General features: G+C 65.1%; 14 protein-coding genes. 10 read left to right on the forward strand and 4 right to left on the reverse strand.

Going from position 1 to position 15,020, the window contains the following annotated elements; translation table 11 throughout:
• The first annotated feature begins 374 nt into the window (after nt 1-374).
• The 3 genes from hcnA to hcnC are packed head-to-tail and all read left to right on the forward strand — an operon-like array spanning nt 375 to nt 3,350.
• Nucleotides 375-692 carry a cyanide-forming glycine dehydrogenase subunit HcnA gene (gene hcnA / locus FW796_RS22850; RefSeq protein WP_102864437.1) on the forward strand — a complete coding sequence of 106 codons (318 nt, stop codon included), beginning with the start codon at nt 375-377 and terminating at the stop codon, nt 690-692.
• On the forward strand, nt 689-2,098 hold the full coding sequence (gene hcnB, locus FW796_RS22855; RefSeq protein ID WP_346632620.1) for a cyanide-forming glycine dehydrogenase subunit HcnB: 1,410 nt from the start codon (nt 689-691) through the stop codon (nt 2,096-2,098). Before hcnA ends, hcnB begins: the two co-directional genes overlap by 4 nt.
• Nucleotides 2,091-3,350: a cyanide-forming glycine dehydrogenase subunit HcnC gene (gene hcnC, locus FW796_RS22860; protein ID WP_346632621.1), complete on the forward strand. Its 1,260-nt coding sequence runs from the start codon at nt 2,091-2,093 to the stop codon at nt 3,348-3,350. Before hcnB ends, hcnC begins: the two co-directional genes overlap by 8 nt.
• 233 nt (nt 3,351-3,583) lie before the next feature.
• Here hcnC and FW796_RS22865 read toward each other — a convergent pair whose 3' ends face one another.
• Both FW796_RS22865 and FW796_RS22870 read right to left on the reverse strand, forming a co-directional pair.
• A complete protein-coding gene (locus tag FW796_RS22865; protein ID WP_346632622.1) occupies nt 3,584-4,195 on the reverse strand; it encodes a glutathione S-transferase in 612 nt (203 codons plus the stop codon).
• Nucleotides 4,196-4,342: 147 nt separating this feature from the next.
• Complete coding sequence (locus FW796_RS22870) at nt 4,343-5,566, reverse strand: multidrug effflux MFS transporter (RefSeq protein WP_446440092.1); 1,224 nt, start codon at nt 5,564-5,566, stop codon at nt 4,343-4,345.
• Nucleotides 5,567-5,658: 92 nt separating this feature from the next.
• Here FW796_RS22870 and pdxR point away from each other — a divergent pair, with 92 nt between their 5' ends.
• From pdxR to FW796_RS22885, 3 genes are all read left to right on the forward strand, one after another.
• Nucleotides 5,659-7,128 (forward strand): MocR-like pyridoxine biosynthesis transcription factor PdxR, encoded by a 1,470-nt coding sequence (gene pdxR, locus FW796_RS22875; protein WP_446440093.1) that lies wholly within the window; start codon nt 5,659-5,661, stop codon nt 7,126-7,128.
• Nucleotides 7,129-7,210: 82 nt separating this feature from the next.
• A complete protein-coding gene (locus tag FW796_RS22880; protein ID WP_346632625.1) occupies nt 7,211-8,131 on the forward strand; it encodes a DHH family phosphoesterase in 921 nt (306 codons plus the stop codon).
• Nucleotides 8,132-8,145: 14 nt separating this feature from the next.
• Complete coding sequence (locus FW796_RS22885; protein WP_346632626.1) at nt 8,146-8,415, forward strand: DUF7660 family protein; 270 nt, start codon at nt 8,146-8,148, stop codon at nt 8,413-8,415.
• Nucleotides 8,416-8,430: 15 nt separating this feature from the next.
• Here FW796_RS22885 and FW796_RS22890 read toward each other — a convergent pair whose 3' ends face one another.
• On the reverse strand, nt 8,431-9,351 hold the full coding sequence (locus FW796_RS22890) for a MurR/RpiR family transcriptional regulator (RefSeq protein ID WP_346632627.1): 921 nt from the start codon (nt 9,349-9,351) through the stop codon (nt 8,431-8,433).
• 152 nt (nt 9,352-9,503) lie between these two features.
• Entirely contained in the window at nt 9,504-9,665 is a 162-nt protein-coding gene (locus FW796_RS22895; protein ID WP_346632628.1) for a hypothetical protein, read from the reverse strand.
• Here FW796_RS22895 and FW796_RS22900 point away from each other — a divergent pair.
• From FW796_RS22900 to FW796_RS22915, 4 genes are all read left to right on the forward strand, one after another.
• Complete coding sequence (locus tag FW796_RS22900; protein WP_446440094.1) at nt 9,664-11,604, forward strand: bifunctional 5-dehydro-2-deoxygluconokinase/5-dehydro-2-deoxyphosphogluconate aldolase; 1,941 nt, start codon at nt 9,664-9,666, stop codon at nt 11,602-11,604. The genes FW796_RS22895 and FW796_RS22900 overlap by 2 nt on opposite strands.
• 130 nt (nt 11,605-11,734) lie before the next feature.
• Nucleotides 11,735-12,643, forward strand: a complete 909-nt coding sequence (gene iolE, locus FW796_RS22905; RefSeq protein WP_346632630.1) for a myo-inosose-2 dehydratase — start codon at nt 11,735-11,737, stop codon at nt 12,641-12,643.
• The gene (gene iolB / locus FW796_RS22910; RefSeq protein ID WP_346632631.1) at nt 12,640-13,446 is read left to right on the forward strand and encodes a 5-deoxy-glucuronate isomerase; all 807 of its coding nucleotides are present in this window, start codon (nt 12,640-12,642) and stop codon (nt 13,444-13,446) included. Before iolE ends, iolB begins: the two co-directional genes overlap by 4 nt.
• Nucleotides 13,447-13,489: 43 nt before the next feature.
• On the forward strand, nt 13,490-14,989 hold the full coding sequence (locus tag FW796_RS22915; protein ID WP_346632632.1) for a CoA-acylating methylmalonate-semialdehyde dehydrogenase: 1,500 nt from the start codon (nt 13,490-13,492) through the stop codon (nt 14,987-14,989).
• Nucleotides 14,990-15,020: the final 31 nt, after the last annotated feature.

The raw sequence follows: 15,020 nt of genomic DNA on the forward strand, positions 1-15,020 counted from the left end.
GAGAACTCCCATGCGCTCATTACTGTTGTGGTTCCTCGGTGTGCCGATCCCGGTGATTATCCTGATCGCCATTTTCGTGCACTAAGCATCGTCTTCGACGCGGGCTGCCCGTTGTCCATGCGCCGCTGCCGGCTTCTGCCGGTAGCGGCTTTTTTGTGGCCTGTGTCGCAAGTCTGAGAGAGGGGGGGCGGTGCTTGGGGGCGCACCGGCCTTTTGCTTGGCCCAGATCAATATTCCTGTCGGACAAAAGTACTAGATTGGCCCGCGCTCGGTTCTGACAGAGTCTTCGGAACCGCGGTGTTACCACGTCCTCGCCCCAGGATTGCGGGCGGCAGGATGCCGGTACCCCACTCACTTCTCACGGATGAACCGCAATGCGTCAGATAGACCGCAATTTTGATATTCAGCCACTGCAGCATGCGGACATGACCATCAGTCTCAACGGCCAGCCGGTCACTGCCGCCCTGGGTGAAACAGTTCTCAGCGTGATCCAGGCCACCGGCCTGCGCCAGGTGGCGCGCAACGACCACGGGCAACTGGTGGGTGCCTACTGCGGCATGGGCGTGTGCCATTGCTGCCTGGTGCAGATCGACGGCCGCCACAAGCGCCGCGCCTGCCAGACCCTGGTCAAGCCGGGGATGCAGGTGCAGACCCTGAGCAACCGCATCAGCGAGACGGAGCCCACGGTATGAGCCTGAACCCGGTAATTGTCGGCGGTGGGCCGGCGGGCATGGCGGCGGCCATCGAGCTGGCCGAGCACGGCGTGCGCAGCACCCTGATCGAAGAAGCCTCGCGCCTGGGCGGCGTGGTCTTTCGCGGCCCGCTGCGCGATGGCGTGCAACTGGATTACCTGGGACCGCGCTACTGCGACATGCTGGCCAAGCTGCACGGGGATTTCGGCGATCACGAACAGATGATCGAGGTGCGCCTCAACAGTCGGGTGATCGGCGCCGAGGGCTTCGACAGCCTGATGCTGCTGGATGCCGACGAGCAGGTGCAGCAGGTGACCTATGGGCAATTGTTGCTGGCGGCCGGCTGCCATGAGCGCAGCGTGCCGTTTCCCGGCTGGACGCTGCCGGGGGTCAAGTTGCTCGGTGGCCTGCAACTGCAGATCAAGAGCGGCGTGGTCAAGCCGCAAGGTCCGGTGGTGATCGCGGGCACCGGGCCCTTGTTGCCATTGGTGGCGTGCCAGTTGCACGCCTCGGGCGTGCGGGTGGCCGGGGTCTACGAGGCCAGTGCCCTGAGCAAGATCGCCAAGCAGAGCCTGGCCCTGCTGAACAAGCCCCAGCTGTTTCTCGACGGTCTGAGCATGCTGGCCTACCTCAAGCTCCACGGCATCCCCCTGCGCTATGGCTGGGGCGTGGTGGAAGCCCAGGGCCAGGATGCCTTGAGCGTGGTCACGGTCGCCCCTTATTCCGCCGACTGGCAGCCGGACATGGCTCAGGCCCAGCGCATTGCTGCCCAGACCCTGGCGGTGGGTTATGGCTTCATTCCCCGGACCCAACTGAGCCAGCAAATGGGCCTGGATCACGGCTTCAGCGACGACGGCTATCTGCGGGCTAGCGCCAACGCCTGGCAGCAGAGCAGCGAGCCGCACATCCACCTGGCCGGCGACATGGGCGGGATTCGGGGCGGTGAAGCAGCGATGCTTACCGGCCGCATCGCGGCGCTGTCGATCCTCATGCAGCGCGATGTACTGACCAACGAGGCGGCCTTGCAACGGCGCCAGGGCTACCAGCGCAAGCTGGCCTCGATCCTGCGCTTTCGCGGCGCGGTGGACCGCTATACCGCACGTGGCACCGGGCAGATAGACCTGCCCAAGGGCGACACCGTGATCTGCCGTTGTGAACACACCACCCGCAACGATATCGAGCGCGCCCTGTCCCAGGGCGTGCAGGACATGGCCAGTCTGAAGATGCGCACCCGGGTGAGCATGGGCGACTGCCAGGGACGGATGTGCGTCGGCTATTGCAGCGACCGCCTGCGCCAGGCCACCGGACGCAAGGATGTGGGCTGGATTCGCCCGCGCTTCCCGTTGGACCCGATTCCGTTTTCCGCCTTTGCCGCACCTGACCAGGAGGTCCCCGGACATGAGTAAGTATTACGACGTGGTGATCGCCGGTGGCGGCGTGATCGGGGCGTCCTGCGCCTATCAGCTGTCCAAGCGCAAAGACCTCAAAGTGGCGCTGATCGATGCCAAGCGTCCAGGCAATGCCAGCCGGGCCTCGGCCGGTGGCCTGTGGGCCATTGGCGAGTCGGTGGGCCTGGGTTGCGGGGTGATCTTCTTTCGCATGATGTCGGCCAACCGCAAGCGCGAGGCCCAGGGTTCGGCGGTGGTGGTGGACTCCAGCACTCCGCATATCCTGCCGCAGTCGTTCTTTGACTTCGCCCTGCAGTCCAACGAACTGTACCCGCGTCTGCACCGTGAACTGATCGGCTTGCACGGCATGGACTTCAAGTTCGAACAGACCGGGCTCAAGTTCGTCATCTATGACGACGAGGACCGCCTGTACGCCGAGCACATTGTCGGTTGCATCCCGCACCTGTCCGATCAGGTGCGCTGGCTCGACCAGGCGGCCCTGCGCGCCGCCGAGCCGAAGGTCAGCCACGAAGCCCAGGGCGCCCTGGAATTCCTCTGCGATCACCAGGTCAACCCCTTCCGCCTGACCGATGCCTACACCGAAGGCGCCCGGCAGAACGGCGTGGATGTGTACTTCAACACCAACGTCACCGGAGTTTTGCACCAGGGCAGTCGGGTCAGTGGGGTGCAGACCGCCGAAGCCGGGCTGTTCCATTGCTCGACCCTGATCAATGCCGCCGGTGCCTGGGCCGCCGAGCTGAGCCTGCAGGCCACTGGGGTGGAGATTCCGGTGAAGCCGGTGAAGGGCCAGATCCTCCTCACCGAACGCATGCCCAAGCTGCTCAATGGCTGCCTGACCACCAGCGACTGCTACATGGCGCAGAAGGACAACGGCGAGATCCTGATTGGCAGTACCACCGAGGACAAGGGTTTCGACGTCAGCACCACCTACCCGGAAATCAATGGCCTGGTACAGGGCGCGGTGCGCTGCATCCCTGAGCTGGCCCAGGTCAACCTCAAGCGCTGCTGGGCGGGCCTGCGCCCGGGCTCGCCGGATGAGCTGCCGATTCTTGGGCCGATGGACGGGGTCGAGGGTTACCTCAACGCTTGCGGACACTTCCGTACCGGCATCCTGACCTCGGCGATCACCGGTGTCCTGCTGGACAAACTGGTGAACGACGAAGCCCTGCCGCTGGACATCACTCCGTTCCTGGCCCGGCGCTTTGCCACGGCCACGGCCACGGCGAAAAAACTGCCCGAACCGGCCTGACAGATCCCCACGGGGAACTGCCGGACTGTCGTAGGAGCTGGCTTGCCAGCGAATACGGTCTCAAGAGCGCTGCACGGCTCACGGGCCTCTTCGCCGGCAAGCCGGCTCCTACGCAGATCTGTGGGGGCTGTCGTAGGAGCTGGCTTGCCAGCGAATGCGGTCTCAAGAACGCTGTACGGCTCACGGGCCTATTCGCCGGCAAGCCGGCTCCTACGGTGAGGGCGGTGTGGAGGTCAGGTGGCGGGGGTGGCGAGGAACACCGGCAGGTGTTCGGCGTATTCGGTATAGCTGCGTACCGCCGGGAATTGCTCGGGACCGAACTGGTCCGCCACCATCATCTGGCTGAAACTCCAGGCCACCGCCAGGCTGATTCCGGCCTGGCTCAGGGAGCCGTCCCGGGGCAAGGGGCGTTTCTGCAGTTCCTGTTCCAGCTCGGTATAAGCGGCCTGCAACTGGCCGCCCACCCGTTCCAGCCAGGGTCCATGCTGTTTCTCGGCCGGGCGCAGGTTTCTTTCGTAGACGATTTGCACCGACTTCTCACAGGCCGCCAGGGCCAGGCCAATCAGCCGCAACTCATGCAAACGTTCCGGCAGGGCCGAGGGCATCAGGCTCCTGTGCGGGCCGGCCAGGGTTTCCAGGTAGTCGAGGATCAGGCTCGAATCCATCAGCACTTCACCCCCGTCGCAGACCAGGGTCGGCGCCTTGACCACCGGGTTGATGGCCTTGAACTGCTCGAAGGTGCTGAACACCGAGACCGAGTGGTGTTCGAAGGGCAGGTCCAGGCATTTGAGGCTGATGGCGACGCGGCGTACGAAGGGCGAATCGAGCATTCCTATGAGTTTCATCACGTATTTCCTTGTCTTGAACGGCACAACGGATGGGAAAGGCGCGGCTAATGTAGCGGCATTGGTTTCGTGTTGAACAGGGCCACTTTGCTACTTGCGCACCAGTCACCGGTGCAGGCGCCATTCTGCCTCAGCCGGCTCCAGCGCCTAGCGCTTCCGAGGCCGCAGGTACCACCAGACCAGGCCCAGGGCGACGCTGAACAGGCCGGTCAGGGCTTGCAGCGATCCGGCCGGGCTGTCTGCCAACAAGCTGGCAAGCAGCCCGCAGCCGGCGGTCATGGCCATCTGGATAAAGAAGAACAGCCCCGAGGCGATGCCCGCCACCGCCGCATAGGGTTGCAGGATCGCCAACTGGCAGGCGGGAATCGCCAGGCCCACCGAGAGCATCAGCGGCAGCATCGGCAAGACGATTGCCCACAGGCTGTCGGGCCACAGGCTGCGGGAGATCAGCAGCAGGCCGGCGCCAGTCAGGTTCAGCAGGCAGGCCCCGGCAATCAGGCGGTCGGCGCGGTGGCGTACCCCCAGGCGCTGGAACAGTCGGGAGCCGAGCAGGTAGCCGGCCACGGTGGCGGCGAACACCAGGGCGTAAGTGCTGGAGGACAGCCCCAGTTGGCGCTGCAACAGTGCCGGCGATTGCAGGATAAAAGGGAAATAGGTGCAGTACAGGCAGCCGATGACCAGGGAGTAACGCATGAAGTAGGCCTCGCCCAGCAGGCGCAGGTACAGGCGCGGCAAGCGTTTGGCGGCCACGGGGGAGAGCTGCGGCGGGCGGGTTTCGGCAAGGCGCTTGTACATCAGCAGCCAGGCCGCTGCGGCCACCAGGCTCAGGCACAGAAACAAGCCGCGCCAGCCCAGCAGCTGGTCGATCAGGCTGCCCAGCGGCGGCGCCAGCATGGGCGACAGGGCAATGCCCATGGACAACAGCCCGAGCAGTCGCGGCTGCTCCTCGGGCGCGCAGCGGTCGCGGACCATGACCCGGCCGATCAGGGTGCCGCAGCAACCGCCCAACGCTTGCAGCAGACGGGCGACCATCAGCACCTCGACGCTGGCGGCGAGCATGCAGGCCAGGCTGGCCAGCAGGAACAGCGCCGTGCCCGCCAGCAGCACCGGGCGCCGTCCATAACGGTCGCACAACGGCCCGCCCAGCAGCATCGACAGGGCATAGCCGAGCATGTACAGGCTCAGGGTCAGTTGCAGCTGGGCGTCGCTGGCCATCAGCTCGTCGGCCATGGCCGGCAGCGCCGGCAGGTACAGGTCGATGCTGATCCTTGGCAGGCAGACCACCACCAGCAGCAACAAGGTCCAGAGCCAGGGGGCGAGGGTGGGTTCAACAGCAATGGAGCGGGTCGTGGAGGGGCTAACGGGTGGCATGGCAGGCTCGGGGCAAGGGGGCACGGCGCTGAAATTAAGGTGTTTATGGTTTAATGCCGAGCACCGTTTAGAGTGCTTTTGACTGGACCACTATGAGCCGTGGAAAACACCCCGTGCCCCTCGACCTGCCCCTGCCACAGCGCATGGATGAAGCCCTGGGCAAGCAGGACAGCGCCTACGGCGCGTTGCGCCAGGCAATCCTGGAAAAACGCCTGCCGGCCGGCTGCCGCTTGCCCTCGACCCGCACCCTGGCCCAGCGCTGGGGCATGTCCCGGGGCACCCTGGAAGTGGTCTTCGACCGCTTGCGCAGCGAAGGCTATGTGAGCCGGGCCAGCGGTTCCGGGACCCGGGTCTGCGCGGTGGTGCCGGACCTGTATCTGAGCGCCCCGGCACGGGTGGCACCCTGCGCCGCCAGTGACAACCAGCCCTCGTATCCGCCGCTCGGCGTGCGTGCCGGCCAGCCCTTCGTTGCCCGGCTGGCCGATCCGGCGCTGTTTCCCCTGCAACGCTGGACCCGCTCGCTGACCCGGGCGCTGGGCAGTGCCTCGGCGCAATCGCTATGCGATGCCGACCCCGCCGGCCTGCCGGCGCTGCGCCAGCAGATCGCCGAGTACCTGGGGCAGCACCGGGGCATCGCCTGCCATGCCGGGCAAGTGATGATCACCACTGGCATCCGCCACGGCCTCGACCTGCTGGCCCGCAGCCTGCTCAATACAGGGGACAAAGTCTGTATCGAAGACCCCGGCTACCTCTCGGCCCAGAGCCTGTTTGCCCTGGCCGGGGCCCGGTTGGTGCCGATCCCGGTGCAGGAAGAGGGTATCGACGTGACGCAACTGCAAGGCCACGGCGATGCACGCATGGTCTACGTGACCCCGGCCCATCAGGCGCCCCTGGGCATGACCATGCCGGTGTCCCGGCGCCTGGCGCTGCTGGAGTGGGCCCGGCACAGCGACACCTGGGTGGTGGAAGACGATTACGACAGCGAATTCAACTACCAGAGCGCGCCCCTGGCAGCCCTCAAGTCCCTGGACCCTGATGACCGGGTGATCTACTGCGGCAGTTTCAACAAGACCCTGTTCGCCGGTTTGCGCGTGGGTTTCATGCTGGTGCCCGAGGCGCTGCGTGCCCGGCTGCTGGCCACCTTGCAGAACACCGGGCGTTCGGTGGGGGTGATCGAACAGCTGGCCCTGGCCGACTACATCGCCAGTGGCGCCTTTCTGCGCAACCTGCGGGCGGCGCGCCAGGCCTATCAGGAGCGCCGCGACCTGCTGCTGGCGATCCTCGCCCGGGAGGCGGCGGGCTGCTACCGGGTCAGCGGCCAGCAAGCCGGGCTGCACCTGCTGCTGGAATTGCCGCCGGGCAGCGATGAGGCGGGGTTCCGTCAGCGAGCCGCGCAGCAAGGTCTGCTGCTGCAGGGGGTGATCGAGCACTGCCAGCAGGTGCGCCGGCCGGCGGCGGTGATCGTCGGCTACGCGGCCCTGAGCCTGGCGCAGATCCGTTTCAGCGGCGCGCGGCTGGCGGCCCTGCTGGTGGCCGAAGCGGGGCAAGAGCCAGAAACATGAACACCGACTGTCATCTGGCTGTCATCTCGCTCAGGCACCCTCGGCGCCCCGGCCTTCGGCCTTTGTGGATTACACGGACGTCATGATCATTGTCACCGCCGGTGCGGCCTATCTGGATATCGACGCCTACGCCGGTTGCATCGCCTACGCCGAGTGGCTCAACCTCAGCGGCCGCCCGGCTCGGGCCCTGAGCAGCGCCCCGCTCAACGAGAGCATCCCGGCCGACTTCCGCCAGCGCCTCAAGGGCCTGGACAGCCACGTCCCGGAGGGCGCCGATCAGTTCGTGCTGGTGGACATTTCCAATCACCTGCACCTGGACCCGCTGGTGGACCTCGCCCGGGTGGTGGAGGTCATCGACCATCACCCCGGGTTCGAGGCCTTCTGGGACGAGCGCCTGGGCAAATACGCGGATATCCGCCCGATCGGCGCCGCCTGCACCCAGGTCTATGAGCGCTGGCGCGATTCCGGGCTGCTGCCGAAGATCAGCCGCGACAGCGCGCAACTGCTGGCGGCGGGGATTCTCGACAATACCCTGAACTTCAGCGACCAGGGTTGTACTGCGGCGGACCGCCAGGCCTACGCGGCTCTGGCCGCGCTTGCCGACCTGGGCCCCGAGTGGCCTGAAGAGTATTTCAAGCAGTGCCAGCAGCAGATCGAAGCGCAACTGCCCGAGGCCCTGCTCAAGGACCTGAAGCTGCTCGAACCTTCCAGCAACCTGCCGCGGCGCTTTGCCCAACTGACCCTGTGGCAGGGCCAGGGCCTGCTGGCGCGCCAGCGCAGCCTGATCGAGCAGGTGCTGGGGCAGTGGGGCGATGACTGGCTGCTGAACCTGATCAGCCTCAGTGAGGGCAAAAGCTACCTGCTGACCGGCAGCCCGGGCAGTGCCCACAAGCTGGAGCGGCTGCTAGAGTGCAGCGCCCTGGACCGCGTGCATTGCCTGGCCCGGCCGATCCTGCGCAAGGAACTGCTGCGCAAGGGCCTGGCGCTCCAGGCCCCGTCCTGAATCCGGAGAACCCCATGGACCTTGAACAACGCTTGCAGCAGGTGCATGACGAGCAGAGCTTCCTCGACTTCGTCCAGGCGCTGATTGCCGACCGCCGCGAGGCGCAGCGCAGCACCGAGGCCGGCGCGGCCGACAGTTGGCACAACCATTCCATCGAAGACTTTCTCGACGGCGCCCACGCCTGGGCCGAGGCCACCGGCGTCGGTGCCACCCAGGGGCTGGTGGAGGCCTCGCCCTGGCAGCGTTTCGCGGTGTTCCTGTACTGCGGCAAGATCTACGAGTAGCACCGCTCGAGCGGGCTAGTCGTCGAAGCCGCCTTGCTCATGAATCTCGTCCACTTTCAATTCCAGGCGGTACGCCACGGCGATAAACAGCGCCTGGCACAGGCACAGGGTGGCGCTCAGTGAGCGGAAGGCGAAGGAGCTGCCTTCATTGACCAACAGCACGCTGTTGGCGCGCTTGGCCAGGGGCGACAGGGTGCTGTCGGTGATGATCAGGGTCTTGGCCTGGTTGTGCTGGGCAATGCGCAGGCAGTGCTGGGTCTCTTTGCCATAGGGGGTGAAGCTGATGGCGATCACCAAGTCGTTGGGGCGGATGCTGCGCATCTGCTCGCGGTAGCTGCCGCCCAGGCCCGACACCAGATGAATGCGCTTGTTGGTGTGCTGCAGGTTGTACACCAGGTAGTCGGCCACGGCGAAGGAACGGCGCACCCCGACCACGTAGATGTTGTCGGCATTGACTACCAGGTCCACGGCCTTGTCGAAAGCCACGTCGTCCAGTTCCAGGCCCAGGCGTTCGATGCCCGAGAGGGTGGCGTTCACGCATTCGCGAGCCAGGTCGCCACCGCTGGCTTTCTGCGACTTGTTGGCAATCATGCTGCGGATGCGCTGCTGGTAGTTCTGTACCGGCGTGGCCTTGTGGGTGTAGGCCTCGCGAAACAGCGCCTGCATTTCACTGAAGCCGCTGAAGCCGAAACGCTGGGAGAAGCGCACGATGGCCGAGGGATGCACTTCGCATTCCCGGGCGATGTCGCTGATGCGGTCGACCATGATCCGGTCGCTCTGCTGGCTCATGTAGCTGGCAATGCGCTTGAGCTGGCGTGGCAGGCTCTCGTATTCCTCGGTGATCAGTTGCAGCAGGCGTTCGGCATTGATCGGGGGGCTGACGAGGTCGCTCTCGGGCGTGCTCTCGGACAAGGCCGGCTGATCGGTGCGGGACATAGAAAATCCTTCTGGCTTGTGCTTATGGGAACGGCCTGTGGCTCCGTCCCCTGACAATAGGTGGGCAGTCGGCAGTCTACAGGCTAGGGGCCCATAAAATCTTCGGGCTGATGCCGGGCGGCGCCTTGCTGAAACGATGCACGACCTCTGGCTCAGGCTTGAAAAAGTTTAATGGAAAAAATATTCCACGTAAAAAACTTATAGAAAAAATATTGATTGGCGCCGAGAGACGTTTTAGTCTGCATCCACCAAGAGTGCTCGGCGCCCTCCAGCGGCGGCGAGCACAGGCTGATAAAAATAACAGGAGCCAGCATGGGCCAGACTCGTTTTGCCAGTGGGCGTCAATTGGATCTGATTTGCCTCGGACGCCTGGGCGTCGATCTCTATGCACAGCAGGTTGGTGCGCGGCTGGAGGACGTCAGCAGCTTTGCCAAGTACCTCGGCGGCTCGTCGGCGAACATTGCCTTCGGCACCGCGCGCCTGGGCCTCAAGTCGGCGATGTTGAGCCGGGTTGGCGACGATCACATGGGGCGCTTCCTGGTGGAGTCCCTGGTGCGTGAAGGCTGTGACGTCAGCGCCATCAAGGTCGACCCGCAGCGCCTCACCGCCATGGTCCTGCTGGGCCTCAAGGACCGCGAAACCTTCCCCCTGGTGTTCTACCGCGAGAACTGCGCGGACATGGCGCTGCGCGCCGAAGACATCAACGAAGCCTTTATTGCCTCCAGCAAGGCCTTGTTGATCACCGGCACCCATTTCTCCACCGATGGCGTCTATCAGGCCAGTCTCCAGGCCCTTGACTATGCGCAAAAACACGGGGTCAAGCGGGTCCTGGACATCGACTACCGGCCGGTGCTCTGGGGCCTGGCGGGCAAGGCTGACGGTGAGACCCGGTTTGTCGCCGATCACCAGGTCAGCCAGCATGTGCAGAGCATCCTGGCGCGCTTCGACCTGATCGTCGGCACCGAAGAAGAATTCCTGATTGCCGGCGGCAGCGAAGACCTGCTGACGGCTCTGCGTACCGTGCGTTCCCTGAGCCGCGCAACCCTGGTGGTCAAGCTCGGCCCGCAAGGGTGCACGGTGATCCACGGCGAGATTCCGCAGCGCCTGGAAGACGGGGCGATCTACCCCGGTGTGCGGGTGGAGGTGCTCAACGTGCTGGGCGCCGGCGATGCCTTTATGTCCGGCTTCCTCAGTGGCTGGCTGGAAGACGCCAGCGATGAGCGCTGCTGCCAGTTGGCCAACGCCTGCGGCGGTCTGGTGGTGTCGCGCCATGCCTGTGCTCCGGCGATGCCGACCCGTGCCGAACTGGATTATCTGTTCAGCAGCCCGGTGCCCATTACCCGTCCCGACCAGGATCCGATCCTGCAACGCCTGCACCGGGTCAGCGTGCCGCGCAAAGCCTGGAAGCAACTGTTCGTCTTTGCCTTCGACCATCGCGGGCAACTGGTGGAACTGGCGCAACAGGGGGGGCAGGACCCGGCGCGTATCAGCGCCCTCAAGCAGCTGTTTATCCAGGCGGTGGAGCGGGTCGAGCACCAGCTGGGCGAGCAGGGCGTGGAGGCCGATGTCGGTCTGCTGGCCGACCAGCGCTTTGGCCAGGACGCACTGAATGCCGCCACCGGTCGCGGCTGGTGGGTGGCGCGGCCAGTGGAGGTCCAGGGCTCGCGGCCACTGGCCTTCGAACATGGGCGCTCGGTGGGCAGCAACCTGATTGCCTGGCCCCAGGAACAGATCATCAAGTGCCTGGTGCAATATCACCCGGACGACGAACCCTTGCTGCGCCTGGAACAGGAGGCGCAGATCATGGGCCTGTACCAGGCATCCCAGGTCAGCGGCCATGAACTGCTGCTGGAAATCATCCCGCCCAAGGACCTGCCCGGCGCGCATCCCGAGGTGCTCTACCGCAGCCTCAAGCGCCTGTACAACCTGGGCATTTATCCGGCGTGGTGGAAGATCGAGGCACAGTCGGCCGAGGAGTGGAAAAAGCTCGACGAGCTGATCCAGGAGCGCGACCCGTATTGCCGTGGCGTGGTGCTGTTGGGCCTGAATGCGTCGGCCGAGTGCCTGGCCGAGGGCTTCCGGCAAGCGAGCCATAGCCAGACCTGCCGTGGTTTTGCCGTGGGCCGGACGATTTTCCAGGAGCCGAGCCGTGGGTGGCTGGCGGGGGAGATCGACGACGAAACCCTGATCCGGCAAGTCCAGGGCACCTTCGAACAACTGATCAACGCCTGGCGCAGCGCTCGCCCCCTGTAGGAGCCGGCTGGCCGGCGAAGAGGGTCTTGAGCCTGGTGCCAGGCTCGCCGGCGCCCTCGCTGGCAAGCCAGCTCCTACAAGTACAAGGCCGTTCTCCACGCTTTCATGAATAACAACAAAAGGTGCAGCCATGCCCGCCATCCGAATTGGCATCAACCCGATCTCCTGGAGCAACGACGACCTGCCGGCCCTGGGCGGTGAAACGCCCCTGAGCACCGCCCTGAGCGAAGGTAAGGACATCGGCTACGAAGGCTTTGAACTCAACGGCAAGTTCCCCAAGGACGCCAAAGGCGTGGGCGATGTGTTGCGCCCTTATGACCTGGCACTGGTCTCGGGCTGGTACTCCAGCCGCCTGGCCCGGCGCTCGGTGGCGGAGGAAATCGACGCCATTGCCAGCCACGTCGAACTGCTGAAACGCAACGGCGCCTCGGTGCTGGTTTACGGCGAAGTGGCCGACTCGATCCAGGGCTCACCGGTGCGCTTGATCGAGCGCCCGCGCTTCCACAGTGAACAGGCCTGGCAGGATTACGCCGACAAACTCACGGAGTTGGCGCGCTTCACCCTGTCCCAGGGCGTGCGCCTGGCGTATCACCACCATATGGGCGCCTACGTCGAGTCCCCGGCGGACATCGACAAGCTGATGAGCCTGACCGGCGAGGAAGTCGGCCTGTTGTTCGATTCGGGCCATTGCTACATGGGCGGCGGCGAACCCCTGGAGGTGCTGCGCAAGCATATCCAGCGCGTCTGCCACGTGCACTTCAAGGATGTGCGCAAGCCGGTGGTGCAACTGGCGCGCAACAACCTGTGGAGCTTCCCGGATTGCATCGTCAACGGCACCTTCACCGTGCCCGGCGATGGCGACATCGACTTTGCCGCCTTGCTCGATGTGCTGCTGGCCGCCGACTACCACGGCTGGCTGGTGGTGGAAGCCGAGCAGGACCCGGCCGTGGCGCCGAGCTACGTCTACGCAAAAAAAGGTTACGACACCCTGCGGGCCCTGCTGGACGCCGGCCTGCAACGCAGGAGGACTGCCCAATGAGCCTGCTGGTTAAAAGCGCCGCCAAGGGCCGGACCATGGTCCAGCTGCAAGAGGGCGCCCTGGAGTATGTGGGGTTCAGTGCCTACCGCCTGAGCCTGGGGGAAAGCCTGCCGGTCAGCGCCGGCGACAAGGAGTTGTGCCTGGTGCTGCTCAGCGGCCGCATCGACGTACAGGGCGAAGCCCCCCAGGGCGCCTTCCAGTGGGACAACCTGGGCGACCGGCAATCGGTGTTCGAAGACAAATCGCCCTTTGCCGCCTACCTGCCGCCGGGCAGCCAGGCCCAGGTCACCGCCTTGAGCGACGTGCAGATCGCCGTGTGTGCCGCCCCGGGTGATGCCGCCGCTGGCCTCGGCCCACGGCTGATCCGCCCGGAGCAGTGCAAGCGCAGCGTGCGCGGCAAGGGCGCCAATACCCGCTATGTCTGCGACATCCTGCCCGACAGCGAGCCGGCCCATTCCCTGCTGGTGGTGGAGGTGCGCACGCCGTCCGGGCATTCCTCCAGCTACCCGCCGCACAAGCACGACACCGATGACTTGCCGCACCAGAGCTTTCTGGAAGAGACCTATTACCACCAGGTCAACCCGCCCCAGGGCTTTGTCTTCCAGCGGGTCTACACCGACGACCGCAGCCTCGACCAGGCCATGGCCGTGGAAAACAGCGACCTGGTGGTGGTGCCCAAGGGCTATCACCCGGTCAGCGTGCCTTACGGCTACGAGTCTTATTACCTGAACGTCATGGCCGGGCCGAAGCGGGTCTGGCAGTTCCATAACGACCCGCAGCACAGCTGGCTGCTGGATCTCTGAAACCCCGAACTCAGACGGCAACCCTTTACGGAGAACAAGAACAATGAGCGATACCCCGGTAATAGGTCATTACATCGGCGGCCAGGTGCAGGATGCCGGTGAGCGTTTCAGTCAGGTGTTCAACCCGGCCACGGGTGTGGTCCAGGCCCGCGTCGCCCTGGCCAGCCAGAAGACCGTGGACGAGGCCGTGGCCTCGGCGCTGAAGGCCTTCCCGGCCTGGTCCGAACAGTCCTCCCTGCGCCGCGCGCGGGTGATGTTCAAGTTCAAGGAACTGCTGGACCAGCACCACAAGGAACTGGCGCAGATCATCACCCGTGAGCACGGCAAGGTGCTGTCCGACGCCATGGGCGAGGTGACCCGTGGCATCGAGATCGTCGAGTACGCCTGTGGCGCGCCGAACCTTTTGAAAACCGATTTCAGCGACAACATCGGTGGCGGCATCGATAACTGGAACCTGCGCCAGCCCCTGGGCGTGTGTGCCGGGGTCACACCGTTCAACTTCCCGGTGATGGTGCCGCTGTGGATGATCCCCATTGCCCTGATTACCGGCAACTGCTTCATCCTCAAGCCGTCCGAGCGCGACCCGTCCGCCAGCCTGCTGATGGCGCGCCTGCTGACGGAAGCCGGGTTGCCCGAAGGGGTGTTCAACGTGGTCCAGGGCGACAAGAGCGCCGTGGACGGCTTGCTCCAGCACCCGGACATCGAGGCGATTTCCTTTGTCGGTTCGACGCCGATTGCCGAGTACATCCACCAGCAGGCCAGCGCCCGAGGCAAGCGTGTGCAGGCCCTGGGTGGGGCCAAGAACCATATGATCGTGATGCCCGACGCCGACCTGGACCAGGCCGCCGACGCACTGATCGGTGCGGCCTACGGCTCGGCCGGCGAGCGCTGCATGGCGATCTCCATCGCCGTGGCGGTGGGTGACGTGGCCGACGAATTGATCGCCAAGCTGCTGCCGCGCATCGATCAACTCAAGGTTGGCAACGGCTTGCAGGGCGACAGCGACATGGGGCCGCTGGTGACCGCCGAGCACAAGGCCCGGGTTGAAGGTTTTATCGACCAGGGCGTGGCCCAGGGTGCGCAGCTGCTGGTGGACGGTCGCGGCTTCAAGGTGCCGGGGGCGGAGCAGGGTTTTTTTGTCGGCGCCACCCTGTTCGATCACGTCACCACCCAGATGAGCATCTACCAGCAGGAAATCTTCGGGCCGGTGCTGGGCATTGTGCGGGTGCCCGACTTTGCCAGCGCAGTGGAGCTGATCAACGCCCATGAATTCGGCAATGGCGTGTCCTGCTTCACCCGCGACGGCGGCGTGGCCCGGGCCTTTGCCCGCACCATCAAGGTGGGCATGGTCGGCATCAACGTACCGATCCCGGTGCCCATGGCCTGGCACTCCTTCGGCGGCTGGAAGCGTTCGCTGTTCGGCGACCACCATGCCTACGGCGAGGAAGGCGTGCGCTTCTACAGCCGCTACAAGAGCGTGATGCAGCGCTGGCCCGACAGCATCGCCAAGGGCCCGGAATTCAGCATGCCGACGGCCAAGTAACTTTCTCGACGCGATGGATTTTGGAGAACAG

This window comes from Pseudomonas sp. 910_21, from assembly GCF_052850735.1.